The organism is Chitinophaga japonensis (assembly GCF_007830125.1).
GTDB classification, from domain to species: Bacteria; Bacteroidota; Bacteroidia; order Chitinophagales; family Chitinophagaceae; genus Chitinophaga; species Chitinophaga japonensis.
The window spans coordinates 673,290-699,079 of record NZ_VLLG01000005.1 but is presented as its reverse complement, the minus strand read 5'-3'; the positions used below and the strand labels follow the sequence as shown (position 1 = coordinate 699,079).

At 55.3% G+C, this 25,790-nt stretch carries 19 protein-coding genes; 11 read left to right on the top strand and 8 right to left on the bottom strand.

Translation table 11 applies throughout. From position 1 onward, the window contains the following. Positions 1-4 precede the first annotated feature (4 nt). Complete coding sequence (locus tag LX66_RS24095) at positions 5-1,339, bottom strand: DNA recombination protein RmuC (protein ID WP_145718192.1); 1,335 nt, start codon at positions 1,337-1,339, stop codon at positions 5-7. Between the two features lie 13 nt (positions 1,340-1,352). After that, entirely contained in the window at positions 1,353-5,612 is a 4,260-nt protein-coding gene (locus LX66_RS24090) for an AAA domain-containing protein (RefSeq protein ID WP_145718191.1), read from the bottom strand. A gap of 97 nt (positions 5,613-5,709) precedes the next feature. On the opposite strand from LX66_RS24090, the gene LX66_RS24085 reads away from it, so the two are divergent. The 6 genes from LX66_RS24085 (at position 5,710) to LX66_RS24060 (ending at position 11,022) form a co-directional block, all read left to right on the top strand. Next, complete coding sequence (locus tag LX66_RS24085; protein WP_145718189.1) at positions 5,710-6,081, top strand: DUF2784 domain-containing protein; 372 nt, start codon at positions 5,710-5,712, stop codon at positions 6,079-6,081. 60 nt (positions 6,082-6,141) lie between these two features. Further along, positions 6,142-7,023, top strand: coding sequence for a polysaccharide lyase (locus tag LX66_RS24080; protein ID WP_145718187.1), 882 nt, complete (start codon positions 6,142-6,144; stop codon positions 7,021-7,023). A gap of 66 nt (positions 7,024-7,089) precedes the next feature. Beyond that, positions 7,090-7,638 carry a TetR/AcrR family transcriptional regulator gene (locus tag LX66_RS24075; RefSeq protein WP_145718185.1) on the top strand — a complete coding sequence of 183 codons (549 nt, stop codon included), beginning with the start codon at positions 7,090-7,092 and terminating at the stop codon, positions 7,636-7,638. Between the two features lie 112 nt (positions 7,639-7,750). Then, positions 7,751-8,164 (top strand): nuclear transport factor 2 family protein, encoded by a 414-nt coding sequence (locus LX66_RS24070; protein ID WP_145718183.1) that lies wholly within the window; start codon positions 7,751-7,753, stop codon positions 8,162-8,164. 114 nt (positions 8,165-8,278) lie between these two features. Then, positions 8,279-8,578, top strand: a complete 300-nt coding sequence (locus LX66_RS24065) for a hypothetical protein (RefSeq protein WP_145718181.1) — start codon at positions 8,279-8,281, stop codon at positions 8,576-8,578. 101 nt (positions 8,579-8,679) lie between these two features. Next, complete coding sequence (locus LX66_RS24060; RefSeq protein WP_145718179.1) at positions 8,680-11,022, top strand: GAF domain-containing protein; 2,343 nt, start codon at positions 8,680-8,682, stop codon at positions 11,020-11,022. Positions 11,023-11,106: 84 nt separating this feature from the next. Here the strand turns inward: LX66_RS24060 and LX66_RS24055 are convergent, their stop codons facing one another. The 5 genes from LX66_RS24055 to LX66_RS24035 all read right to left on the bottom strand — a co-directional run bounded on the left by LX66_RS24055 (position 11,107) and on the right by LX66_RS24035 (position 17,921). After that, positions 11,107-12,699 carry a RagB/SusD family nutrient uptake outer membrane protein gene (locus LX66_RS24055; protein ID WP_145718178.1) on the bottom strand — a complete coding sequence of 531 codons (1,593 nt, stop codon included), beginning with the start codon at positions 12,697-12,699 and terminating at the stop codon, positions 11,107-11,109. Positions 12,700-12,722: 23 nt separating this feature from the next. Beyond that, entirely contained in the window at positions 12,723-15,956 is a 3,234-nt protein-coding gene (locus LX66_RS24050) for a TonB-dependent receptor (protein WP_211366498.1), read from the bottom strand. A gap of 50 nt (positions 15,957-16,006) precedes the next feature. Beyond that, positions 16,007-16,960, bottom strand: a complete 954-nt coding sequence (locus LX66_RS24045; protein ID WP_145718176.1) for a FecR family protein — start codon at positions 16,958-16,960, stop codon at positions 16,007-16,009. An 88-nt stretch (positions 16,961-17,048) separates the two neighbouring features. Beyond that, positions 17,049-17,606, bottom strand: coding sequence for an RNA polymerase sigma factor (locus tag LX66_RS24040; RefSeq protein ID WP_145718174.1), 558 nt, complete (start codon positions 17,604-17,606; stop codon positions 17,049-17,051). A gap of 105 nt (positions 17,607-17,711) precedes the next feature. Then, positions 17,712-17,921, bottom strand: a complete 210-nt coding sequence (locus tag LX66_RS24035; RefSeq protein WP_145718172.1) for a YgaP family membrane protein — start codon at positions 17,919-17,921, stop codon at positions 17,712-17,714. 187 nt (positions 17,922-18,108) lie between these two features. Between LX66_RS24035 and LX66_RS24030 the strand changes: the two genes are divergently transcribed. From LX66_RS24030 to LX66_RS24010, 5 genes are all read left to right on the top strand, one after another. Next, positions 18,109-19,350, top strand: a complete 1,242-nt coding sequence (locus LX66_RS24030) for an MFS transporter (RefSeq protein ID WP_145718170.1) — start codon at positions 18,109-18,111, stop codon at positions 19,348-19,350. A 26-nt stretch (positions 19,351-19,376) separates the two neighbouring features. Continuing rightward, positions 19,377-20,174 carry a HipA family kinase gene (locus LX66_RS24025; protein WP_145718168.1) on the top strand — a complete coding sequence of 266 codons (798 nt, stop codon included), beginning with the start codon at positions 19,377-19,379 and terminating at the stop codon, positions 20,172-20,174. Beyond that, on the top strand, positions 20,152-20,535 hold the full coding sequence (locus LX66_RS24020) for a DUF3037 domain-containing protein (RefSeq protein WP_145718166.1): 384 nt from the start codon (positions 20,152-20,154) through the stop codon (positions 20,533-20,535). Before LX66_RS24025 ends, LX66_RS24020 begins: the two co-directional genes overlap by 23 nt. Before the next feature lie 154 nt (positions 20,536-20,689). Further along, positions 20,690-23,128: an ABC transporter permease gene (locus LX66_RS24015; RefSeq protein ID WP_145718164.1), complete on the top strand. Its 2,439-nt coding sequence runs from the start codon at positions 20,690-20,692 to the stop codon at positions 23,126-23,128. A 28-nt stretch (positions 23,129-23,156) separates the two neighbouring features. Beyond that, the gene (locus LX66_RS24010) at positions 23,157-25,211 is read left to right on the top strand and encodes a beta-L-arabinofuranosidase domain-containing protein (protein ID WP_145718162.1); all 2,055 of its coding nucleotides are present in this window, start codon (positions 23,157-23,159) and stop codon (positions 25,209-25,211) included. 10 nt (positions 25,212-25,221) lie between these two features. Here the strand turns inward: LX66_RS24010 and LX66_RS24005 are convergent, their stop codons facing one another. Then, the gene (locus LX66_RS24005) at positions 25,222-25,611 is read right to left on the bottom strand and encodes an SPW repeat domain-containing protein (RefSeq protein WP_244620496.1); all 390 of its coding nucleotides are present in this window, start codon (positions 25,609-25,611) and stop codon (positions 25,222-25,224) included. Positions 25,612-25,790 lie beyond the last annotated feature (179 nt).

The following is a 25,790-nucleotide window of genomic DNA, read 5'->3' as shown; positions in this document are numbered from 1 at the left end:
CGTATCATTTTTCCGCGTCGCTTCCTCCCTCCGCAGTACCGCCCAGTAATAAATTCGCCTGCTCCTGCGGCAGCTCCTGCACATTCCGCAGCTTTCTTTCGATAGAACGGGAGCGCCTGCCTGCTTCATCGATCACGTTGCTGGCCTCCTGGAGTTTCTTTTGGGTTTTTTCCAGTATGCCGCCAAAATTGCCGAACTCCGTTTTTACGGCGCCCAGCAATTCCCATACTTCACTGGAGCGTTTTTCTATGGCCAGGGTCCGGAAGCCCATTTGCAGGCTGTTGAGCAGGGCGGAGAGGGTAGTGGGGCCGGTAATAATGATCCGCGCTTCCCGCTGCAGGGACTCGAACAGGCCGGGTGTGCGCAGCACTTCAGCGTACAGGCTTTCAAAGGGCAGGAACAGGATGGCGAAGTCCGTGGTATTGGGCGGATCAATGTATTTGCTGTAAATATCCGCCGCACATTTTTTTATACCCTTCACAAAGTTCTTCCGGTATTCTTCCACCAGTTCAGGCGCCGCCTGGTCATAAGCATCGGTGAGCAGCTCGAAATCTTCTTTCGGGAACTTGGAGTCAATGGGCAGCCACACGGTTTTGTCCTGGTCTGCCTTGCCCGGCAGCTTTACGGCAAATTCCACCAGCGCATTGGAGCCTGTTTTTGTTTTCACGTTACGGGCATACTGGTCTGGTGTCAGTAATTGTTCGAGCATGCTTTCCAACTGGTATTCTCCCAGCACGCCCCTTGTTTTTACATTGGAGAGCACTCTTTTCAGGTCGCCTACGCCGCTGGCCAGTTGCTGCATGTCGCCCAGCCCTTTGTGCACGGCTTCCAGCCGTTCGCTCACCAGCCGGAAGGATTCTCCCAGCCGGGTTTCCAGTGTTTTTTGCAGTTTTTCATCCACGGTGGTCCGCATCTCTTCCAGCTTTTTTTCATTACCGCTCTGCAGGTCGCTCATCTTTTTTTCCAGGGTGCCGGTGAGGCGGAACAGCCGGTCTTCCACGGAGGTGGTGAGCTTGTGCAGGTTCGTGGAAAAGGTTTCCAGTTGGGCTTTCTGCAACTGGCTGGTATTTTTCATGGCATCGGATAACTGCCCGCCAAACAACTGCAGGGTGCCGGTCAGCTCTGTCCTGGCAGTCCTGGCATTCTCATTCGCCTCTGCGCGGTTGGTAGCGATCTCGTTCTTTACGGCGGTCTCCACCCGCTGGATAGCCTGCGCCAGGGCGTCTATCTTGTACTGCAATTGCGTGTGTGCGGCGGTGTTGGCACTCCTGCGCACCAGTACCAGCAGGGCGATTAACAACAGCACTATTAAGGCCAGTAATACATAGATCATTTCCATCGTTGAGGTTATTTTAATGTTTGTCCTGCAGGAGCGCCAGCAGCCTGCTTAATACTTTATGGCGGTCAGCCAGCCAGTCTTTGGCGTACACGCCGGCGATGCGCCAGCCGAAGGACTGTAAAACGGCCGGCCGTTGATAATATTGTTCCACCAGGTTGTTTTGCGCATAATGCTGCTCATCATCCACGAGTATACCCAGGCAGTAGTGCGTGTCCGCCGCCTGCCGCTTTACGGCCAGGGTGCAGCGGAAACTGCTTTGCCCTACTGCTTCGTCTACCGTATATCCCGCGGCCTGCAAAGCGGCTTTCACCTGTTGTGTGGTGATGTTGCCGGAAGCGGTGGAGCGGGAGGGCGCCTTCTTTCCCGGGGGCGGCAGGCTGTCCAGCAGTTGCTGCGCCTCCTGCATGCGGCCGGCGCCGGCCATCTCCGCGTAGTGCAGGAAGAGCCGGAAATACCGTGCTCCTGCATTGTGCGTATTGGTAATGTGGGAGTGCCGGATGCTGCTTACCACGGCCATATGTTTCCTGGCCCGGCTAAAGATCACGTTCAGCCTTTTTTCCCCGCCCTGCCGGTTTATGGGGCCAAAGTTCATCCCCATTTTTCCCTGCCGGTTATGCCCGTAGCAGATGCTGATAATGATAATATCCCTTTCATCGCCCTGTACATTTTCCAGGTTTTTGACGAACAGGCCGTTGTATTGTCCTGCTGTCGTCCGGTTGCGGGCGTTTTCCAGCGCCGCTTCAAAAGCGCGGTCCTCCGCAGCCAGGGTGGCAATGGCGGCGTTGATGGCGCCCTGCTGCTCCTGGCTGAAGGCCACAATGCCGATGCTGTCCTGCACGGCGTCCAGCAGCAGTTGTTTGACCATGCAGGCAATGTATTGGGCTTCCTGCAGGTTGCTGCGTTCTTCGTATATACTGTTGGGTAAGTAGTGAAAGCTGATGCCGCCCTGCAGCAACTGTTGCGCAGTTTGCGCGCCTGCTCCCGGTTCCGGTATCTCCGTGGCGGCGGGGTGTGGCTGCGGAACGCTGCGGTCCGGCACTGTCAGCAGCGCAGCGCCGTAAAAGGCGTGATTGGAATAGCTGATCAGCGATTCATGACGGCTGCGGTAGTGCCAGCACAGCATGGTGCTGTGCAACTGCCGGGCGCCCTGTGCCAGCAGGCTTTCCGCATCCATGCCGGGCAGTGCTTCGCCGTTCCCGTTTTCCGGTGCGTCCAGGTCATCCGGGTCCGTATGCCCGGCGTGAAAGAAGCTGGCCGGCGGCATTTGTTTTTCATCGCCTACAATAATGGTCTGCGCTGCGCGGAACAGGGCCGGGATACCTTCTTCGAGCGGTATCTGGCTGGCTTCGTCAAATATTACCACGTCAAACAGCGCGGTGTCCAGCGGCAGGCTGTCGCTGACACTCAAGGGGCTCATCAGCCATACCGGTTTGATGTCCTTCAGCACGGCGCCGCTTTCCAGGGACGCCATTTCACGAATGCTCTTAAAGCGCATGGTCTTGCTCATTTCATGCTCCAGCAGGCGCCGCCCTTCGGCGTAGATTTTCTTTTGCTGCTTTTGGGCGGTGTCCAACTGGCTGGCGGCGGTATGGCTCAGGGTGTAATGCTGCAGGAACTGCTGCCGCTGCCGGGCGCGTATATAGTCACTGTTCAACTGCAGCAGGTGCTGGTAGGTATGCGCGATCTCCTTTACAGCCTGCTGCAGATCATGATCGGTGGCAGCGGCAAAATCCGGGTGCTCGTTGAACAGTTGCTGCAGCGTGGCCTGTGCCAGCGCGGCTTCGGTTTGCGGCGCGCTCAGCGCCTGCTGCCGCACCAGGTCCTGCAGGGGAGCAGGCACTTCGGCAAAGGCGCGCAGGGCGGGCAGGAGGGGCCTTAATGAAGCGGCCTGCCGAATGATGGCGTCCAGTTCCTCCTGCGCCTGCCGCAGGGATTTATGCTCGTAGTCGTACAGGCATTGCTGCAGGCGTAGCTCCAGCTCGTGCAGGTGATGGTTCAGGCGGCCCAGTTGGGACACCAGCCCGGCGGCGGCAGGGTGTTGCAGAAGGTAAGCAGTAGGCGCATCGTCCTGCCGGCGGCGCAGCGCTTCCAGGGCGGTATGGAGGGTACGTATGTTGTCCGTACCGTATTGTTCCTGCAGGGCGTACCGGTGCTGCTGCGCCAGCGCCTCGGCTTCGTACTCCTGCTGCAGTTGCTGCAGTATTGCGCTGAATGCGGGCGGCAGCGGATGCGCCGAAAAATCGTAGGCCCCTTGCAGTTGTTTTTTCAACTGTCTCCAGTCCCGGCTTAAAAAGCGGAAGAAACGCCCTTCATGCTTCGATGCAACGGCGATGGCCCGCTGTACTTCGTCCGGGCTAAGCCGGTGCTGCCAGTGCTGATTGGCCGCTGCCGCCTGTTTCCTGGCTTTCTGCAGGCGCCGGTGCTGGCGCCAGGCTTTCTCAAAGCGCCGGGCGGCTTTGCTGTCCTTGTTTACCAGTTGGAGGTTGTGGCTGGTTGCCAGCGGCTCCAGCACAGCGGCGTGTTTCACCAGGGTAATGAGATCGGTCAGTTTTTCCGTATAGTCGGGAGGGATATGATACCTGGCAATAATACCGGCGATATGCGCCATTGTATTTTGCACCAGGCCGCTGATGTTTTCCATGAGCGTGAGTGGCTGTTCCGATTGTACCAGCGCTTTGCCCAGGTTACGGAAGGGGTGCCGGGCCAGCGCCGGGTGCGCGCCGTTTTGTTCCAGCGCCTGGCTGAGCGCCTGCAAGGTGTCGCCGGATGCCAGCCAGTGCCGGTAGGAGGGGAGGTCTGCCTGCCCCGTTTCGATGGCCGGTATATGTTCCTGCAGCCGCAGCAGGGTGCTGATCAATTGCCGGGTAGGAATGCCGGCTGCTGCATGCGTGCTGCGTTGCCGCGCGTGATAGTTTTCCAGGAGCTGCAATTGCCGTTGCAGGTGTTCCTGCGCTATTTTGCGCCGGAGCGTAATATGGGTAAGGTCCATTTTATGCCGCAGGAAATCATCATACACGGTCTTCAGGTCCTTAATAAAATCTTTTTTGTCCGCCTGGCTGTCGTGGATGTAGCAGCACAGCTCCGCCAGTCCGTTCTGCTGCAGCCGGTGGTATACCACGTCCAGCGCGGCCCTTTTCTCGCAAACAAACAGCACGGTCTTGCCCCTGGCCAGGTAGTCGGCTACCAGGTTGGTGATGGTCTGGCTTTTGCCGGTACCGGGCGGCCCCTGTATAATGTAGCTGTGGCCGTTCCTGCCGTGCAGGATGGCGTTGGTCTGCGTAGGGTCGGCGGCAATTACATGGTACCAGTCGCGCGGGGTATGCGGCACAGGAGCCGGCGCCGGGCCCCTGGGCGCCGTGCTGAACAGGGTCTGGAACACCGGGTGCATAATGCCGCGGTCAGCCACCTGGTGATAATCGCTGACCAGGCTCATTTTTTTATAGTTGAAATTGCCCAGCACCAGGTTACAGGCGTCCATTTCCCAATGCAGGGCACCCGCTTCGGCTACCGTGTCCGCAGTAGCAGGGCTGCGCCGTCCCTGTTGATAACGCTCCCGTGTTTGCAGGGCGGTATGCCTTAATGTTTCTATTGGCGGCTGGTCCCTGTAGTGCAGCAGGATGCCCGGTTGTGCGGCCGCTATCTTTTGCTGTAATACCAGGAACAGCTCCTCCGGCCGTGTTTTGTCCAGGGCAATGCTTTCCGGCAGGCTAATGCCGTATAGCTCCTGCCACCAGTGGGCCAGCACGGGATTGATAACAGCGGTGGTATCCGTGGGCATGAGCGTAAACGGGTCCCGGGGGATGCCTTTGCTGCGTTGCAATTTTACGGGCAGCAGCAGCAGCGGGCTTTGTACCCGTTCCTGCGTATCTCCTTTGCCGTGATGCCAGTGTATAAATGTGATCACCAGCCGCAACTGGCTGAAGCCGTATTCTCTTTCATCACTTTCGGCCTGCAGGCGTACGGTATTTAGCTGCCCCTGCAGGTATGGATGGTCGTCGAAGTGCAACAGCTTTTCCAGGTGCAGGTCCTTCATGCTGCTGAGTTGCCTGGCAAAAGCAGGGTAGGTGAGCAGCCGCTCCGGCGCTACCCGCTGGCCGTTCAGTGGCATACTGGCCGTGGTCAATTCCACGAACCGGCGGTTAGGCCTGTAATACAGCAGGCGATTGCGCCGGCTGGTATCAAAGAGCCGGTTGCGCAGCCCGGACAGGATGCGCGCATCCTGTCCGGCAGGTGCCGGTGCGGGCGGGACAGTGCTTTTGAACAGGTCGGGCATAGCAGGTGGCCGGTAATTTTAAACAGGTTTAAGGCGCAAAAAATAGGGTATTGAAGGAGATTAAACAAGTATTTTGCATACAATAAAACCTGCTGGCATGTGGTATGCTTTCCTGGACATATTTTTCTTTGTTTTTCATACCGCCTTTACCCTGTTCAATATCACCGGGTGGATATTTCCGCGTACCCGTAAATGGAACCTGGTCACCCTGCTGCTTACGGGCTGCTCCTGGTTTGTGCTGGGCATCTGGTTTGGCTGGGGCTACTGCCCCTGCACGGACTGGCATTACGCGGTGCGCCGGGAACTGGGCTACCAGGACCCGCGCGGCTCCTACATACACTTCCTGCTGCTGGAACTGACTGGCATTGACCTGGATACGCAGTTGGTGGACAATGCCACGCTGGTGGTATTTGTCATCAGCCTGGGCCTCAGCTTGTGGCTGAACCTCAGGAACCGGATAAAGATCTGATACGTTGTAAAACATATATCGATAACTTTATAGGGAACCTCATTTAAACTAAAACACGCTATGAAACCCTGTGAAAAATTCCTTAAATCAGCAAGCCTGCTGGCATTGCTGGGCGTTATGACGGTTTCCTGCTCCAGGGAAGCTGCAACTGAACAACTGACCGGCCCCGGCGCCGATGCTGCAACCGCAGCGGGCGATGTACAGGCCAGCGCCATCTACAGCACCTGGTCCGTTAACTGGGACAATTACACCCACGGCGCCACCTACACGCGCTCCATGGCGGAAGGCGATTTTGGCAACGTCAGCTCCTGGGTCGATTCCCGGGCCATGATCTCCAATGACGATCTCCGCATCACCCTGCTGAAAAATGCCTTGTCCGGCGCAGGCGGCGTAATTGCCAACATCGATGTGTCCGATGGATCGGCTTATGAAATGGATTATGACATCCGCTTTCACAGCCAGTTCGACTGGAGCCGCGGTGGCAAGGTGGGCTTCGGCTTTTCCGTAGGCGACGGCAATACCGGCGGCGATCCCGGCTGGGACGGCAATGGTGGCAGCCTGCGCCTTATGTGGTACCAGACAGATGCCGGCCGCGTGTTCTTCCAGCCCTATATTTATTACAAGGACCAGCCGGGCCAGTATGGCGATACCTTTGGCAAATCTTACCCGTCCTCAGGCAGCCTGAACCGGGGGCAAACCTACCACGTGCACATGTACATCAAGAGCAATACCGGTAGCAACACCAACGGGCATGTGCAGATCGTGATAGACGGCACCGTGGTACTGGACACGGACATCCGCTGGACGACGAACGACAGCAAGCGCCTGATCCGGAAGGTCACCTTCCATACCTTCCGTGGCGGCAGCCAGTCCTACTGGGAGTCTTCTACAGATGGGTATATTTATTATGATAACTTATGGGTGCATAAAATCAGTAATTAAAGATGCTATAATAGCAGTGCAGACAGACCGTCCTGTCTGCACTGTCTTTTTCCCTACCTTTGCTCCATGAAGCAAAAAACAGGCGATCCCAAACAGCGGCTGCTGGAAACGGCTACAGCGCTGTTCTACAAACAGGGCTATCACGCTACCGGCATTAACCAGGTGATCCAGGAAGCGGATGTGGCCAGGGCCAGCCTCTATACCCACTACGCTTCCAAAGAGGCCTTGCTGGCCGCTTTCCTGGAGCATCGCCACCAGTACTGGTTTAGCCGCCTCCGCGAAGCCACGGAGCGCGCCAATACTCCCCGCAAAAAGATCCTGGCGGCTTTTGATTTCCTGCAAGCCATGAACGAGCAGGAGGACTTCCGCGGTTGCGCCTTCCTCAATATCCTTTCCGAGCTGTCTGAAAAAGAGGCCGAAGCCCTCGCCATTATCCGGGATCATAAGAAAGAATTGAAAAGCTACCTGGGCGATATCCTCAACGGGCAGCCCGCCTCCCTCAAAACCCAGGTATACCTGCTCTTCGAGTCCGCCATGGTGGAAAGCCAGTTGTTCAGGGACCAATGGCCCGTACTGGAAGCCAAAAAGATCATCAGTAACCTGCTGCCGAAGTAATTTTTTCTAAAAGATAGACCAGTCTGTCTGGTTTTTGTTTATTTACCTTATCTTTGTTTAGTAAAATAGACAGAACGGTCTATCTATTTATTTATTGCTTAAATATTAAAATATGGAACAAAGACATCCGCTACCACCTTTTACGCTGGAAACAGCCCTGCAGAAAGTACAACTGGCGGAAGACGCCTGGAACAGCAAAGACCCTGAAAGGGTGTCCCTGGCCTATACCGTAGATACCGAATGGCGGAACCGCGACCAATTCATTAATGGCCGCACCGAAGTGGTGGCCTTCCTGGCCGGGAAATGGGAAAAGGAGCTGGACTATAAGCTCAAAAAGGAGCTGTGGAGCTATACGGACAACCGCATCAGCGTGCGCTTTGAATATGAATGGCATGACAAGGACGGCCAGTGGTACCGCTCCTATGGCAATGAGCAATGGGAATTTGACACGAATGGCCTGATGCAGCGAAGGTTCGCTTCCATCAACGACCTGCCGATTGACAGCGGGTACCGGAAATTTTTGTAACACCGGGAAATACCGGCGCCGGTGGTATCTCCTGAAGGCCGGGCAGGTCTCTCACACCCGCCCGGTCTCCCTGTTGGCAAAAAGCCTAACTTTAGGTGAACAAAAGTAACGCTAATGAGCAACGTACATTACGATACGGTCTCCAATGCCATCAATGCCTTGCGCCAGCAGGGCTTCACCGTCGATTTTAACGTGGAAGGCAGCTACCTTGTGAACGGTAACGACCGGATACACCTGGACGACTTTTCTATTGTAGACGTGTACCGATACGAAGGCAATACCGATCCTGCCGATGAAGCAGCCGTATACGCCATCGCATCTGTCAATGGGGTAAAAGGCCTGCTGGTAACGGGTTATGGCAGCTCTTCCGATATCCTTTCGGCTAAAATGCTGGAGAAACTGAAAGTAAAGTAGTGAACACCAGCAGCAAAAGGACAAGGGGGCTTTTCATAATCGTGATGGTGGCGGAAAATTAATGCATTAATTTTACCGTGGTAACATAGCACCAACCCGCCATGAAAAACACCATATTCGACGCATCCGGTAATAAAGGCCAGGCCCTGCCGATCGATGCGGCGCTTTCCTTTAAACCCTTTATGGACCATGTCCGGGAAAGGGCGGCACTGGAAACCACCGTCAAAGGCGCTTTCTTTAGCACCATCCTGCAGCGGTTTGAGGAAGCGGGCGTATATGAAAAGGATATCTCCCTGGAGGAGATCACCCAGTACGAGTCCCTGCTGGAGCATATGTACGCCTGCCTCACGCCCGGGCTGACGGACGAAAGCGAGCTGGCCTGGGGGCTGAGCTTCCCTTTCCAGCCCTTTATCTTCTACGGTACGGACATCCTGTATGCATTGCTGGACAAGCGGCAGGAGGGCCAGGAAGTATATGTAACGGAAAAAACGCCGGCAGACTATCACCGCGAGCGCCTGCAACTGGTATATACCTTCATCCTTAAAAGACTGTACAATTTCGAGGTGCCCGTAAAGGCCGGCCTGGTGCATGCCGGCACCAATACGGCTACCGGCCTGCTGGAATACTATGCCGTAAACATCAATACCGACCTGGTAGAGGTGACGGCGCAGCAGGCGCTGCCCGCCCTGGATACCAGCGCCCTGTACATGCACCTGAGCGAAGGCGCCGGCTATGAAATGCTGGAAAGCATGCTGCCCCTGCACCTTTTCCGCTTCCGTGGCATGGCCATGCTGACGGTGAAGGACATTACCGCCCAGAAAGCCGTGGGCAACATCCAGAAGGTGCGCCTCTCCCGCACGCCCGGCGAAGAAGCCGCAGGCCATAAAAGCGTGATACATTCCCTGAAAACGCTGGTGCGCAGCAATAAGATCGAGTTTGACCTGTTCCCCTTTGTAAGAGTGAACGGCGACCCGGTGTACAGCTATTCCAAAGGCGGCACCGGCGTGCTTTCCTCCGTATGGGGAGAAGACAACATGACGCTGGAGGAGTTCCGCCGCCAGGCCAGCGGTTATGCCGCCAATCCCAGCTTCTTTTTCTCTCCCGATATCTTTGCCGAAAAGGAAAATGAATATACCTCCTTCCTGGCGCGCTTCCGGGAGCTGGGCGTGCGGTCCCTGGCGCTGATGCCCGTTTTTCATAATCATATACCCGTTGGCGTGCTGGGTGTGCACACCTGGGGCAACGATACTTTTGATGAAAAAACGGTGGCCCTGCTGGAGCCGGCCATCGCGCCCATTGCACAGTTGCTGCAGGTGTATATCGATGAGTTCAACCTGGAGATAGAAAGCATTGTCAAGGAAAAGTTCACTTCCATACAGCCCGCAGTGCAGTGGAAGTTCAACGAAGCGGCCTGGCATTACCTGCAGCAGAAAAAGAAACGCCTGCCCGCCAAAGTGGAGAATATTCATTTCCGGGATGTATACCCCCTGTACGGCGCCATTGACATCCGGAACTCCACACTGGAGCGGAACAGGGCCGTAAAGGCCGACCTGGATGCCCAGTTGCGCGTCCTCTCGGAAATGCTCGGCAGCCTGCAGCAGTTCCACCGCTCCTCCCTGCTGGAAGAAACCATTTTTACCTGCAAAAAATGGCAGGGCGTGCTGCAGCAGGAGCAATTGACGCCTACGGAAGAAACCAATCTCAACCTCTTCCTGACAGAAGGCACCATTCCCTACCTGGCGCACCTGTCCGCACAGGAGCCGGCCACCCGCGATGCGATTGAGGGCTACCGCAGCCTGCTCAACAGCAGCAATGGCGCTATCCATGAGCATCGCCAGGCGCTGGAGACCTCCATGCAGATGATCAATAACGCGATCAACAGTTATTTTGAGACGGAGAAATATACTTTGCAGCAGTCTTATCCCTGCTACTTCGAAAAGTTCCGGACAGACGGTATAGAATACGATATCTATATCGGCCAGTCTATTGCGCCCACCCGCCCCTTCGATCATTTTCACCTCAAGAACCTCCGTCTCTGGCAGCTTTCCTCGATGGCCGCCATTGCCCGGCTCACCCGTTCCCTGCTGCCGGATATACCCGTGGAGCTGCACACCACCCAACTGATCTTTGCGCACAACCATACCATTGATATCAGCTTCCGCACAGATGAGAAAAGGTTTGACGTGGAAGGCACCTATAATATCCGTTACCAGATGATCAAGAAAAGGATCGATAAGGTGCATGTGCGCGACACTACGGAAAGGCTGACCCAGCCGGGCACCATCGCGCTGATCTATTTTAACGCCAGGGATGTGGAAGATTACCTGCCCTATATGCAATACCTGCAGGAAAGCGGCGTGCTACAGCCCGGCCTGGAGGAACTGGAACTGGAGGACCTCCAGGGCCTGAGCGGGCTGAAAGCGTTAAGAATAGGAGTGGTGTGAGGCAGGATGTAGGAAGTAGGAGGTAAGATGTAGGAAGTAAGATGTAGGTTGTCTTACTTCCTACATCTTACTTCCCACCTCATACTAATAGCCTGGGTTCTGTTCCAGGTTCGGGTTCAATGCCCTTTCACTGGCAGGTATAGGATATAGGCGTTTGTCGGGATCACTGTCGGTCTTGAAGCCCCAGGCATCCTCAAACCTGCCGAAGCGGACCAGGTCATTCCGGCGCCAGGCTTCCCAGGCCAGCTCACGGGCGCGTTCTTCCAGCAGTTCGTCCAGGGTGATGTTGCTCACCAGCGGCGCGTGTGCCCGTTCACGTATCTTGTTTACCAGCACATCTGCAGTCTGCAGCTCGCCATTCACCGCGGTGGGAGCGGTCCCGCGCAGGATGGCCTCTGCCTTCATCAGTATCACATCGGCCAGGCGGAACACCGGCACGTCGTTGTTCTGGTGGCGGGTGGAGGGATTCGCGTTCTTGTCGGGATAGTACTTAATGGAGCGCACACCCCGGGCCTTGCCCAGTTCATCATTCCCTACGTCCATGGTCTCCTCTTTGCGGAGGGGCATTTCCGGGGTGAATTCCAGTTGCCAGTCTATCTTGCCGGTAGGATCAGGTCCGTTGTAAGATGCGTCCAGGCCCTTGTTGGTCGTGGAAATGAGGATCGGGTTGCCGTTATTGTCTACCTGTTTGCCGGCCAGCCAGGTATTGTTGCGCGCATCGCCGGCCAGGTTGAATTTTTCATAGAACGAGGCGATCGTGCTTAGTGCGATACTGGGGCGGAAAGGCAGGCTGTACTTGGCCTGCAGCCCGGTATGCAGCCCAAACCGGGAGAACTGGCAGCCTTGCACCAGGTTGGCGTCGTAAGGCACGGCAAAAATGGTCTCCGTGATCTGCGGCCCATTCTCCGGCATGAAGATGGAAACATAATCCGCATCCAGCGCATACGCGCCGCCGGCCAGTATACTGTCTGCCATGGCCACTACGTCTGTATTCCTCGGGGCGCCGGTGTATACGGCAGCATTCAGGTATAGCTTTTCCAGCAGGGCAAATGCCAGCCATTTGGTAGGCCGGCCGTAGGTAAGCCCGCCTGTTTGCGTGCCCAGGTCCGGCAGGGCCGCTTTCAGCTCTGCTTCAATAAAGGCAAACACTTCGGCGCGGGTGGCCTGCTCCGGCGGGGTAGTGCTGCCAAACTCTGTTACAATAGGGATATTGCCGTACAGGTCCATCATAAAAAAATGGAACAGCGCGCGCATGGTGCGCATCTCGGCCAGGGCCGCGCTTCTTTCCGCGCTGGGCGTAGTGCCTTCAAACAGCGACAGGATGCGGTTACAGGTATTGATGCCGCCAAAGCCCCATTCCCATACATTCTTTACAGTCGGATGGTCAGGCCCCCAGGTATGCTTGTGCAGGAAGCGGTACTGGCCGCCATCGTCATAGTTGCCGTCACGGGCGGGAATAATCGCTTCGTCCGTGCTCAGCTCCTGCATGCGCCAGTAATCCACGGCGTAGCGGGTGCTTAATTGCGTATAAGCGGGACCGGTAGCGGCAATGTACCCGTCCGCCGTTGTAGGAAAGTTATCCTGTGTGTATTCTGATTCAACCGGAACATCCAGTTTGGTGCAGGCGCCCAGCACCAGGCTAAAGGATGCTGCGCAGTATAGGATCGTTTTTTTCATGCGTTTTATTTTTTAAGGTCTCCTTAGAAATTCACATTCATGCCCAGCAGGAAGGACCTTGTTTTCGGGTAATAATTGTTGTTGTCAATGCCCGGTTCCAGGCCGCCCAGGTTCACTTCCGGGTCAATGCCGCGGTAGTCCGTGATCACGAACAGGTTGCTGGCCGTTACGTACACCCGCAGCCCTTTGATGAAACGGTTGTGCAGCGGCGCATTGTAGCCCAGGGTGGCGTTGTCCAGGCGCAGGTAGGAGCCGCTTTCTATATACCGGTCGGAGCGCAGGTAGGCGTTGTTATCGCTGGCCGGCTCCTGCAGCGTAAACTCCGGTATGTTGGTGAAAGTAGCGTCCGTAGGGCTGTTCAGCGATGCCAGCGTAGCATTCATGATCTTGTTGCCATACACGCCCCGCAGGAAAATGTTCAGGTCAAAGGGACCGTAGGAGAAGGTGTTGCTCCAGCCGTACAGCAGCTTGGGCTGTGCGCTGCCGGCATACACCTGGTCTTCGGAAGAGGGGGCCGTGGTAAGGGTGCCATCCGCTTTCAGGAACTGCGACACGCCGTCCTTGTCCTTGCCCATGTACTTCCAGGCGTAGAAGGAGCCGATGGCCTGTCCTTCCGTTACCTCCTGCGACCAGTTGCCGGATTGCCCTTTGCCACCCAGGTAGGCCGTGGGGATGGTGGTCAGCGTGAATTTGTCGTTGGACAGGGATTCGATCCGGTTCCTGTTATGCGCCAGGTTCAGGCTGGTGCGCCAGGTGAACTGTTTGCCCTGTACCGGTATGGCGTTCAGTTGCAACTCTATGCCTTTGTTGCTCATTTTGCCCGCGTTGGCGGTCAGCGTGTTCACAAAGTATTGCGTGGTAGGCACGTTGTAGGTCCAGATCAGGTCGGAGGTGCGCTTGTCATACAGGTCAATAGAGCCGCCCAGGCGTCCGCCCAGCAGGGAGAAGTCCAGGCCGATGTTGGCCATGCCGGTGCTTTCCCATTTCAGGTCGGGGTTATCGTTCTGGGAGGGACCGATGGCGGGTGTAAAGCCGCCGTTGTAATAGAACCAGCCCGCCAGGTTGTAGCGGAAGATGGCGGTAAAGGCGCCGAATCCCAATGCATTACCGCTAACGCCATAGCCTGCACGCAGCTTCAGGTCGTCCAGCCAGCCCAGGTCCTTCATGAAAGGCTCCCGGCTGATCCGCCAGCCGGCGCTTACAGCCGGGAAAGTGCCCCAGCGGTTGTTGGTGCCGAATACGGAGGAGCCGTCCCGCCTGGCGGATACCTGCAGCAGGTATTTGTCAGCGTAGGAGTAATTGGCGCGGGCATAAAAGGAAATGAAGCGGTAAATATCTATATGCGAGGTGCCGTAATTGGGGACACTGCCGGCCGGCATATTGCCCAGGCCCAGGTTGTTATACCCCAGCGCGTCGGACACAAAGTTCTTATTGGAAGCCTGGAAGCCGTCATTGCGCTGGTCTTCCTGCCAGGAGTAGCCGCCCAGCAGCCTGATGGTATGCCGGTCAAATGACTGATCATAGGTAAGGTAGGTTTCCAGCACTTTTTTCACGTTGCTGAAGGAGCTGCGGATGGCCTCCCCGTTGGCCCCCTGGGCCAGGCCGGAAGCGCGGTTGTAATAGATGTCCCGGTTGGCCTGTTCGTCCTGCATGGAAAGGTTCATGGTATAGTTGAGGCCGGGCAGCAGTTTCAGCTCGCCGCGCACATTGCCCAGCATGATCTTGGTCTTTGTTTTATCCGTATTGTTATCGATCAGCGATACCGGGTTCAGGTAGTTCCGCGTGCGGGAGAGGTCTTCCTTGTAGGTGCCGTCAGCGTTCTTTATGTTCACGGTCGGGAGGTACATCAGCATGTTCTGGAATACCAGGTCGGGTATCCGGAATTGCGTGCTGATGCTGTTGCTCACGGAGAGGGTCACTTTCAGCCTTTCATCAAATGCCAGTTGCTCCAGGTTGGCGCGCATGATCAGCCTTTCCAGGGAGGAGCCTTTCATAATGCCTTCATTGTTCAGGTAGTTCAGGCTCGCGTCGTACACCGTATTCCCATGGCCGCCGCCGAAGGAGATATTATGGTTGTGCGATACGCCGGTGCGGCTCACTTCCTTCTGCCAGTCGGTATTCGCGCCGTCGTCGTCGGAGGGGCTCAGGCTTTTGCCGTTGTTGGCGAGGTACTGGCGCAGTTCGTCGCCGGAAAGCATTTCTATTCTTTTGGATACGTTCTCCAGGGCGGCATAGGCGTTATAGGTCACCCAGCTCTGGCCGGTTTTGGCGCGGCGGGTAGTCACCATGATCACGCCGTTGGCGGCGCGGGCGCCGTAAATGGCGGTGGAGGAGGCGTCTTTCAGCACATCGATGGATACGATGTCGCTGGGCGCCACCAGGTTAATGGAAGCGCCCGGCACCCCGTCGATCACATAGAACGGCTCCTGGGCTTCGCCGCTGCGCAGGGTGGAAGGGCCGCGTAATATCAGGGCGGGCGTGGCGTTCGGATCGCCGCTGCGGGTGATGTTCAGGCCTGCTACTTTTCCCTGCAGCAACTGGTCAGGGGAGCTGAATACCCCGTTGTTAAAATCGCGGCTGGACACATGGCTCACGGCGCCGGTCAGGTCGCCTTTTTTGGTAGCGCCGTATCCCACTACCACTACGCTGCTGAGCATATTGGCGTCTGCCTTCAACTGCAGTTGCAGGTCCCGCCGGCCCTGCAGCGGCGCTTTGGTGGTTTTGTAACCCACGTAGCTGAGGGTCAGCGTGTCCTGCGCGGGATCGGCCTGCAGGGTAAAGCGCCCGTTCCCGTCGGTGATGGTGCCGGCTCCGCGCACCTGTACGCTTACGCCCGGCAGGGGCGTGCCGTTGGCGGCATCGGTAATGGTGCCTTCTACGGGCACCCGCTGCAACGGCGCTTTTTCCGGCACTTTGATAATGATCACGCCTTCCTTCTCGGTGTATTGCAGCCCGGCGGGTTGCAGCAGGTCCTTTAATATGTCAGTGGCGGCCTGGTTGCGGTATTGGTGGCCGCGCACCCGGTAGCGCTCCAGGGTAGCTGCATCATAGATAATGCTGATACCGGTAGCGGTCTGTAACTGTTTCAGCGCGCCGGTGAGCGGGCCGGCCTTCACCTGCAGTTGCTGTACTACCGGGGCTTGCTGCTGGGCGTGTGCAGCCTGTGTTCCTGCGGAGAGACAGCAGGCCAGCGCCATACCCGGCAGGAGTTGCCGTAGCTTCGCTTTACGGCATAGCAGTGTAATACGTCTAATCATAGCGTATAGATTTAGTTTAGTTGTTAGCGTTTTTTGTACTTAGCTGTTGGTCACTTCACGATGTAATGCGTCGCGGTTTGCCGTTGAAATTGTATATGATGGTTGCCCAGTTCTTCCAGTACAGCTATCACCTGCTCTATGCGCAGGCGCATGTCCAGTGAGCCGCTGATCAGCAGCGGGCGTTCTTCCCGCAGGGTGAACGTTACAGGATAATAATGCTGCAGCATGTATAACACCTCTGATAACGGCGTTTTTTCAAATTCAATGCGGTTATGCATCCAGCCGTCTACTGCGGCTGCTGTTATGTTGCTGCGTGCAATGCTGTCGTTGCCGCGTAGAATGCGCATCTGCTGCCCTTCGGAAAGCGCGCCCAGCACCCGCTGGTTGCGGGATACTTTTACTTTGCCGCTGCTTACGGCCACCAGCCAGTCCGGCAGCTTTTGATAAGCCCTTACATTAAAGGAAGTGCCCAGCACTTCTATCTGCAGGCTGTCCGCCATTACGGTAAAATGCTGCTCCGCGTTATGCGTTACGTCAAAGAAGGCTTCCCCTGCGGTCAGCTTTACGTGGCGTTGTTCCATGTAATCTTCCGGGTATTGCAGCTCGGAGTTAGGCGCCAGCCACACGCGGGAGCCGTCCGGCAATGTCATCAGCTTTTTTTCTCCCACGCCGGTGCGCACAATTTCATACACCGGTACGGCAGGCGTGGAAAGAAAACGTAATAACAAGTACCCGGCGCACAGCACCGATACCACTGCCGCGGCAATGCCGGCCCGCTGCCAGCGCAGGCGGTGTATACGCTGCTGCTGCCCCGTTTTACGGCGGATGGCCGCCAGCAACTGCCTGCGCAGCTTTTCCTTTTCTTTATCGTCCAGGTCTTTTCCCGGGTAGGGCGATTCGGCGGCCACCTGGTCCAGCCAGCCTGTTACCAGTGCTTCCTCCCGCGCATCGGCGCGGCCTTCGAGGTAGCGGTCTATTAATTTTTGTACGGCAGAACGGATCAAAATGCTCGTTTAAGGTAAAGTTGCACAAGCGTTGATTTTTAACTACTGCAAAAGGCGAGTTAACAATTAGGTAATATTGCAGCCGTGTTCAGAGTAAGTAAAGCAGTTTGCTGATCATGCCCTGGGCCTTGCGGTAGGCGTTGTTCAGTTGGTTGCGCACGGTTTGTTCCGCTGTTCCGTTGATGAGGGCGATCTCCCGGATGCTCAGCTCATCGAAGTGATACCAGGTAAATACCTGCCGCTCTTTTTCCGGCAGGGCGTGCAGGTCTTCCTGCAATTGTGAGAGGATGTCTTTGTGAATGAGGGTATTCAGGGTCAGTTCCGAGCGGAGCTCGCCGTGCAGCACAAATTGTTCGAGGTGCTTTTCTTTCAGCCCGTCGTCCCGGAACTTGCACAGTATCTTTTTACGGGCGGCGCTGAAAAGGTAATACCGGATATGGGTGGATAGCTGCAACTGTTCCCGCCTTTCCCACAGGTCGGTAAACAGGTCCTGTACCAGGTCCTGCGCATCCTGCCCGCTGCCCAGTATGCGGGCCGTGTACTGGTAAAGCGCTTCCCAGTACCTGTTGAACAGGGTCTCAAATGCGCTGAAATCCCCCTCGCGCACCTGTTCCACCACGGTGTCAGGTAATTGATCCGGTATCATTTGTTATCTGGCCAGGGAGTAAAGATAGGCCCTGTGACAGGCAGGGAAAATACCCGGATCAAAAGATTGCAAAGGCTTAACATTGGAACAGGGGGTAGATACCCCTTATTCCTGCTTAAGACCGCATGTTTTGATGCCCAGCAGCCCGTACAGCGGGCAAAAGCCCACTACGCTGGTCAGGAACAGGACGATACCGATCACCAGCAGGACGGCGCCGGTAGTACCGGTAATAATGCCTCCATAGTACAGGGCAGCCAGCAACAACGCGATGATGATGCGTACCGTGCGGTCAATAGTGCCCATATTCTTTTTCATATCACTGGATTGAAGGTGAATAAATGATGACGATTGCAAATTAGCGGTGTGGAGGATGCTGCGCCATGATGATGGTTAGGGGGAGGGGTGACGGTGGTCAGGGCTTCCCTGGACTACCCGCATTGTCCAACCTGGACTATACAAGTGTACCAGCCAATAAGGAAGTTTGCAGTATAAACACCACCATATGTCTGCAACTCCTTCCGCCAATCAACGTCTGCAGCCCGGTATTGTGAAGCTGGCCGGTAATTACCGGGCCAGCTTCAGTGGCCTTAGCAAAGAAACATGGCTGCTGGGCATGATCATACTGATCAACCGCTCCGGCACCATGGTAGTGCCTTTTCTCAGCATGTACATTACCCAAAGCCTGCACCGGGGTATTGCCGATGCCGGCCTCGTGATCACGTTGTTTGGCATTGGCGCCCTGCTGGGCTCCGCGGCGAGCGGCTACTTTATTGACCGGGTCAGCTTCCGCGCCGTACAGATATTTACTTCCATCGCCGGTGGCCTGTTGTTCCTGCTCATGGGCCAGATCGGGAATTTTACCCTGCTGTGTGTCATGACGGTAGTGCTCAGCTTTGTAGCAGAGGCCTTCCGTCCTGCCAATACCGCCGCCGTAACGGCCTACGCCACCCCGGCAACCCTCACCCGCTCCTTTACGCTCAACCGGCTGGCCACCAATATTGGCTTCGGCATGGGCAGCGCGCTGGGCGGTGCGCTGGCCGCCATTAACTACCACCTGCTTTTCTGGGTGGAAGGCGCGGTATATATCGCTGCCGGTATCCTCACTTACCTGCTGCTGCCGCCCGTGGTAAAAAAGCAAAAAGAGGTAACGGCCACGCCCCCTGCCGCTGCTGCCGGTTCTCCCTGGAAAGACGCTTTCCTGCTTCGCTTCCTGGTGCCGGTGGCGGCATACACCACCTGTTTCCTGCTGCTGTTCCGACTGGTGCCCGTGTACTGGAAAGAGCACCTCCATATCCCGGAAAGCGCTATTGGCTGGCTGCTGGGCCTGAACGGCATTCTGGTGGCCGTTTTTGAAATGGCCCTGGTAAAGTACTGGGAAAACCGCCGCTCCGATATGTACTATATCATTTCCGGCGTGATCGCTACTGCGGCGGGTTACCTGCTGCTGATCATGCCGGGTATGGCCCCCATGCTGATGGCCGTAGGCTCTGTGGTGTTCATTACTATGGGCGAGATGATGGCGCTGCCTTTTATCAACGCCGTGATCATGCGCCGCTCCGCTGACCATAACCGGGGCAAATATGCGGCCGCCTATGCGCTGGCCTGGTCCGTAGCCCAGGTAGCGGGGCCCGGCGGTGGCGCGCTGATCACAGCGCAGCATGGCTATAGCGTATTATGGGGCCTGCTCATCGCGTTATGCCTGGTCAGCGCGGTGGCGTTCCGGCTGTTGAACAGGCCTTCTTAAAAATTTGCGCTATATTTCGCCCGCTTATGAATCATCATTATCCAGAGATCAGGTCTGTTAACGTCACCCGCTACGTTACACCGTTGCGGGAAGGCGGCTCCATGCCGGCCATCGCGGAAGCAGATGACGGCTTCCTCTACGTGCTGAAGTTCCGGGGCGCCGGACAGGGAGAAAAGGCCCTGGTTGCCGAGCTGATAGGCGGGGAGATCGCCCGCGCGCTGGGCTTCAAAGTGCCGGAGATCGTTTTTGCCGGCCTGGATAGCGCCTTTGGCCGCACAGAGCCGGACGAGGAAATACAGGACCTGCTCAAGGCCAGCGTAGGGCTGAACCTGGCGCTGCACTACCTGCAGGGGGCCATCACCTACGATCCCGCCGTTACAACGATAGACCCGCTGCCGGCTTCGCAGATCGTATGGCTCGACTGCCTGCTTACCAACGTGGACCGTACCGCGCGCAATACCAACATGCTCATGTGGCGCCGCGAGCTGTGGCTCATAGACCACGGCGCTTCCCTGTACTTTCATCATACCTGGCATAACTGGAAAGAGCATGCCGCACGGCCTTTTGCACAGGCAAAGGACCATGTGCTGCTGCCGCAGGCGTCCGAGCTGGAGGCCGTGGACGCCGCTTTCCGCGCCATTCTTACAGAAGAGCGTATACGCGCCATTGTGGCCCTGGTGCCGGACGAATGGCTCAACGATCCTTCCCTGGCCGGCGGACCGGAAGAGCGCAGGGAAGTATACGTACAGTTCCTGCTCACACGCATTGCATCATCAGCCATATTTATAAAAGCAGCGCAACATGCAAGGGAAATTCTTATTTGAGTACGCGGTCATTCGTATCGTGCCGCGGGTGGAACGGGAAGAGTTCCTGAATGTGGGCGTGATCCTTTATTGCAAGGACCGCAAATTCCTGCAGTGCCTGCACACGCTGAACGAAGCCAGGCTGCTGGCCTTTGCGCCGGAAACAGACATCGCGGAAGTAAAGGCCTACCTCTGCGCTTTTGAGCAGGTATGCCGGGGTGGCAGGGAAGGCGGCCCCATCGGCAAGCTGGACACAGCGCTGCGCTTTCGCTGGCTCACCGCCACCCGCAGCACCGTGCTGCAAACATCAAAAGTGCATTCCGGGCTATGCGCCGACCCGGAGGAAGCGCTGCGCAGGCTGCATGTACAACTGGTGTTGTAGGCGAATTTACAGGAAGCGTGCAATTCCCGGTCTCGTCCGGGTTCGTACAAAAAGACGTCCGATTATGGACAGTTGCAGCGGTAACCAGGTCTTAAGGAGTTAAAAAACAACCATTTATACCCCTGGCATTGATCTTGTTGACCCTGAACGACAGGTGCCCGCTGCAGCAACTCAAATAAGCCGGACATCAGAACATCGAGTTATGTTTAAGAATTATATGAAAACCGCGTGGCGTAACATACTCCGTAATAAGACGCTCACGCTGATCAACCTCTTTGGGCTCTCTGTGGCCCTGGTAGCATTTATTTTTATCGCGCTTTGGGTACAGAATGAGTTGAGCTTTGATGCTTATCACAAAGATGCCGGGAATATTTACCTGGTACAGTCAAAATTCAGCGGGTACGGGCAGGAAAGTCCATTGACATCGCTCCCGGTAGCGGCAGCACTTGGAAAAGAAAGCAAAGTGGTGGAGGTTGCGCGAATGAGCTGGTGGGCAGGTACTTTAAATGTCAATGGTCAACTGTTCAACCAGAAGACCGGTATTGCCGTTGACAGCAACTGGTTTAAACTATTTGATTATAAGGTTGTAAGCGGCGATATTCAATCATTTGGTCAACATCCGTTTTCCATCATTTTTACCGAATCGAAGGCCAGGCAACTATTTGGAGGCAAAGATCCCGTCGGGCAAACCATAAAGCTGGATACTTCCCTTTACCAGGTAAAGGCGATTGTAAAAGACAACCCGGTAAACTCAAGCATACAGTTTGATATGCTGGTGCCAATGGCCGCGCGTCTTGCCTACAGGCAGGGAGATTATAACAACTGGGGTAACCTCAGCTATCGCACTTTCGTAAAAGTTTATCCAGGTACGGATATGGCTGCTTTTACCAAAACGGCAACCAGGCATCTGCAGGAGGTCTCCAGGCAGGCAGGGTTTTCCATCGCGTTACAACCATTGCGTGAATTGCATTTTGATACCAACTCGTCCGATCCTGCATTCCGGCGTGGCAGCAGGACCGCCGTCTTTGTTTTCAGTGTGCTGGGAACATTGCTTTTGCTCACGGCAAGCATTAACTATGTAAACCTTAGCATAGCGAAGGCCAATGTCCGTTCCAAAGAAATATGCATCCGGAAAATTATCGGGGGGAACCGGGCACAACTGTTCTGGCAGTTCCTGGCCGAATCATTTTTATTATGCTTTATTGCATTGACGATTTCCCTGGTCATTATATCACTCAGCCTCCCTTTGTTCAATCAACTTACTGAAACCACCTTTCAACTATCCGTTGCTTCTGTTATTTTATGGACGGTGCTGTTAGGTACATTATTGTTTACCACATTAGTGAATGGTGTATTGCCGGCATTGACCATGTCGCTTTTTAAGCCGCTACATTATTTACAGGGTTATTCTTTTTTGAAGTTCAGGAATGTATCGTTGCGCAAAGGATTGGTGGTGTTTCAATTTGTGATCGGCGTGATTTTTATTATCGGCACGATCACCATTTACCTGCAGATGCGTTTGGCGCAAACCTCGGCTGCGCAATATGACCGCGCACAGGTGGTATCTCTTGATATCCCTGCCCGGGTATTCCAGGGAGTGAACTATGCCCCTGACAAGATCAACAGGCTTTGCGAGGCTGTCAGGAATGACCTGGAGCGCAGCAGCTTCATTGAAACCGTTGCACTTGCGAGCTCATCGGTCGAAGGAAATATGTTGAATTCGAGCGGGATAAGAAATTGGTACTGGCAGGAGATGGATACCAGCCTGAAAGCCCAGGTCGTTCATCTGTCCCTTTCGCCAGAAGCAGGAGCCATATTTAATTTTCAGATGAAAACGGGCAGGTGGTTTAGTAAGGATCATTCGGACAAAAGAAATTATGTGCTCAACGAAACCGCTGTGAAAATGTTTGGCATACGCCCGCCTTATACCGGGCAAATGTTTGGAAGGAGCGGTGGGGATACCGGGCTTATTATCGGGGTGATAAAGGATTATAACTTTAGTTCCCTGTACAATAAAGTGGGTCCGATGGTGCTCAGTAATAATGACGATGAATTGGTATCGATGTTTTTTGTAAAGATTACTCCTGGCAATATTAACAGGGCAATGGACGCCATCACCGCAACCTGGAAGAAATTTATTCCCGATGCGCCCCTTGATTACCAGTTCATGGATGAGGCTTTCGATAATTTGTATAAGAACGATCTGAAGATATCAAAGCTGGTTTTCCTCTTCAGTTGTATTTCCATTATCATATCGGTGCTGGGATTATTTGGCCTGGCAGCCTTTGTGGCAGAGCAAAAAAGAAGGGAGATAGGCATAAGAAAAGTGATGGGCGCAACTGTTGTGCAGATCATTACGCTGCTTTCAAAGGATTTTGTAATGCTGGTAGTAGCGGCTGTTGCCATTGCATCACCTATCGCCTGGTGGGCGGTGGATAAGTGGCTGCAAAACTTTGTGTACAGGGTAAACATTAGCTGGTGGATTTTTTTAATAGCCGGTATTGCTGTAATACTGATTTCATTTATTACCATCAGCTTTCAGTCTGTCAAAGCGGCGATGGCCAGCCCGGTAAAGAATTTAAGAACTGAATGAAGCACATAAGTTTTGTATTTTACGGCTCATGAAGCTGCACGTTCATCAAAAACTGGTACGCCTGCTTATTGTCTGCGGCGTCCTGCACCTGTCCGCTGCCCATGCGCAGCAACCCGTAAAAACCGTTAAAAGTAATGCGCTCAGCGCGCCCGCTTACCTGGAAATACCGCTGGGCAACATCCGGCCCGAAGGATGGCTGCGCCACCAGTTGCAGATCATGCGCGATGGCACTACCGGTCACCTGGATGAAGTATACGCCAAAGTGAAGAATGACAACGGCTGGTTGGGCGGCCGGGGCGATGGCTGGGAGGAAACGCCCTACTGGCTGGATGGCGCGCTGCCCCTGGCTTACCTGCTGGATGACCAGGCGCTGAAAACAAAAGTCAGAAAGTACGTGGACTGGGTGATTGCCCACCAGCGGCCTTCCGGCTATTTTGGCCCGCTCACCAAAGCGGAAAGAGAAAAGGGAGTTGCCATCACGGCGGCCAATTGCGCGGAAGGAGAGGACTGGTGGCCCAAAATGGTGATGCTGAAAGTACTGCAGCAATATTACATGGCCACCGGCGACGCCCGCGTGATCACCTTCATGACCCGTTTCTTCAACTACCAGTATAAAGCCCTGCAGCAATGCCCCATCGGCAAATGGACGGAATGGGCCACTTCCCGGGGAACAGACAATGCCATGATAGCGCAATGGCTCTATGGTATTACCGGCGATCCGGCGCTGCTGCGCCTGGCCGCTATGATTGAGGACCAGTCCTTTCCCTGGAGCCACTGGCTGGGCAACCGCGATTGGGTGATCCATGCCGCCGCTTACCAGGATGACCGGGACTGGATGCACCGCCACGGCGTAAACGTGGGCATGGCCCTGAAAGACCCTGCCATACAGTACCAGCGCACAAAAGATGAAAAATACCTGCAGTACCTGGAAACCGGTTTTAATGACCTGATGACCCTGCACGGCCTGCCATTCGGCATGTTCTCCGCTGATGAGGACCTGCACGGCAACGACCCGGTACAGGGCACAGAGCTCTGCGCCATCGTGGAATCCATGTTCTCGCTGGAACAGATCATTGGCATTACCGGCGACATTCAATATATGGATGCGCTGGAGAAAATGACCTTCAACGCGCTGCCCACGCAAACTACAGACGACTATAACAACAAACAATATTTCCAGATAGCCAACCAGGTGCAGGTAACCCGGGGCGTGTTTAATTTCTCGCTGCCATTTAACCGGGAGATGAACAATGTGTTTGGCATGCGCAGCGGCTACACCTGCTGCCTGGCCAATATGCACCAGGGATGGACCAAATTCGCTTCTCACCTGTGGTATGCCACACCGGCAAAAGGCCTGGCAGCCCTGGCTTACAGCCCCTGCAGCGTTACTGCCAAAGTGGGCGCCGCTGGTACGCTGGTTACGATCCGGGAGATAACGAATTATCCTTTTGAGGACAGCGTGCGCTTTGAGCTGTCTGCCACCAAAGCAACGGCTTTTTCCCTGCAGTTGCGCATCCCTTCCTGGTGTGAGGAAGCGGTGATCTGGCTCAACGGGCAACGCCTGCGCACGGAAAAAGGCGGGCAGGTGATCACTGTCAACCGTACCTGGCAGAACGGGGACCGGCTTACCCTGCAGTTGCCCATGGAAGTAAAGGTGTCTACCTGGGGCCGCAATTCCCGGGCCGTGGAAAGAGGCCCGCTCGTATATGCCTTAAAGTTACAGGAGCGCTGGGAGCAGGGTACGGACGAAAAGGAAGGGCCGTATTTCAGCGTTTATCCCAAAGGGGATTGGAATTACGGCCTGCTGCAGGCGCAGGTGAAGGACCCTGCGCAACTGACTGTAAAGCAGGTAAAGCCCGTTACAGATGATTTTGTATGGAATATAGCGCATGCGCCCATTGAGATCGTGGCGGATGCTAAAAAGATCCCGGGATGGCGGCTCTATAATGATGTAGCGCCAACGCCGGTTACGGAACGGGAAGGAGTTTATAAAGGAAAGGTAAACGATGAAGTGGAACAGATCACCCTTATCCCCTACGGCTGTACGAAAGTAAGGGTGGTGGCTTTTCCCGTGGTGAAGTAATAACTGGTTTTTAATGTAGGGTGGCTGTATGTGTGGTTTGCTTTCTTTCTGCAAAAGGCTCTCTCTTGCTGATCAGCGCAATACCGATCTCGATCAGGCCCAGGATTACATGCGGCTGCCGCACATCCGCAGCAAAGCTGAACAGCCAGGGCGAAGCGGCCAGCAGCGCGCCATTGATCATATCCAGGTTCAGGTGGGTGCGCATGGACATCATCCGCCATACGCTCAGCTCGTAGTTAGTGAGCAGGCTGTAAATGATGGTGCCTGAACCAAATATGACCGGTATCCAGGTCTCGGCACCGCCCTGGTAAAACCCGAATACCCAGGGTGCAATGATCAGCAGCACGCCCATGATGTAATCCAGGTACGCATGGGTTTTGGTTCCGATAACTCTCATCATAGCGCAGGTTTTTTGATCTGGTTACATGAGTGCATAAGTTATGCCAGCATGTGGCGAGGTCGGGATCATGCAGGTGGCTGGTAAAAGCAGTGTAGAACCCCCTACACGTTTTGGGCAGACACCTGCTTGCCTTTTGTTGGCCTGAAAACGCCACTTGTCACTATGTTAGGAGGATACCG

Excerpts from the sequence above, each read along its gene's own strand:
- LX66_RS24055 (WP_145718178.1), bottom strand. The coding sequence starts at position 12,699 with ATGAAAAAAACGATCCTATACTGCGCAGCATCCTTTAGCCTGGTGCTG.
- LX66_RS24035 (WP_145718172.1), bottom strand. The coding sequence starts at position 17,921 with ATGAAAAAGAATATGGGCACTATTGACCGCACGGTACGCATCATCATC.
- LX66_RS24085 (WP_145718189.1), top strand. The coding sequence starts at position 5,710 with ATGTGGTATGCTTTCCTGGACATATTTTTCTTTGTTTTTCATACCGCC.
- LX66_RS24005 (WP_244620496.1), bottom strand. The coding sequence starts at position 25,611 with ATGATGAGAGTTATCGGAACCAAAACCCATGCGTACCTGGATTACATC.
- LX66_RS24030 (WP_145718170.1), top strand. The coding sequence starts at position 18,109 with ATGTCTGCAACTCCTTCCGCCAATCAACGTCTGCAGCCCGGTATTGTG.
- LX66_RS24070 (WP_145718183.1), top strand. The coding sequence starts at position 7,751 with ATGGAACAAAGACATCCGCTACCACCTTTTACGCTGGAAACAGCCCTG.
- LX66_RS24050 (WP_211366498.1), bottom strand. The coding sequence starts at position 15,956 with ATGATTAGACGTATTACACTGCTATGCCGTAAAGCGAAGCTACGGCAA.
- LX66_RS24080 (WP_145718187.1), top strand. The coding sequence starts at position 6,142 with ATGAAACCCTGTGAAAAATTCCTTAAATCAGCAAGCCTGCTGGCATTG.
- LX66_RS24090 (WP_145718191.1), bottom strand. The coding sequence starts at position 5,612 with ATGCCCGACCTGTTCAAAAGCACTGTCCCGCCCGCACCGGCACCTGCC.
- LX66_RS24025 (WP_145718168.1), top strand. The coding sequence starts at position 19,377 with ATGAATCATCATTATCCAGAGATCAGGTCTGTTAACGTCACCCGCTAC.
- LX66_RS24095 (WP_145718192.1), bottom strand. The coding sequence starts at position 1,339 with ATGGAAATGATCTATGTATTACTGGCCTTAATAGTGCTGTTGTTAATC.
- LX66_RS24010 (WP_145718162.1), top strand. The coding sequence starts at position 23,157 with ATGAAGCTGCACGTTCATCAAAAACTGGTACGCCTGCTTATTGTCTGC.
- LX66_RS24065 (WP_145718181.1), top strand. The coding sequence starts at position 8,279 with ATGAGCAACGTACATTACGATACGGTCTCCAATGCCATCAATGCCTTG.
- LX66_RS24075 (WP_145718185.1), top strand. The coding sequence starts at position 7,090 with ATGAAGCAAAAAACAGGCGATCCCAAACAGCGGCTGCTGGAAACGGCT.
- LX66_RS24040 (WP_145718174.1), bottom strand. The coding sequence starts at position 17,606 with ATGATACCGGATCAATTACCTGACACCGTGGTGGAACAGGTGCGCGAG.
- LX66_RS24060 (WP_145718179.1), top strand. The coding sequence starts at position 8,680 with ATGAAAAACACCATATTCGACGCATCCGGTAATAAAGGCCAGGCCCTG.
- LX66_RS24020 (WP_145718166.1), top strand. The coding sequence starts at position 20,152 with ATGCAAGGGAAATTCTTATTTGAGTACGCGGTCATTCGTATCGTGCCG.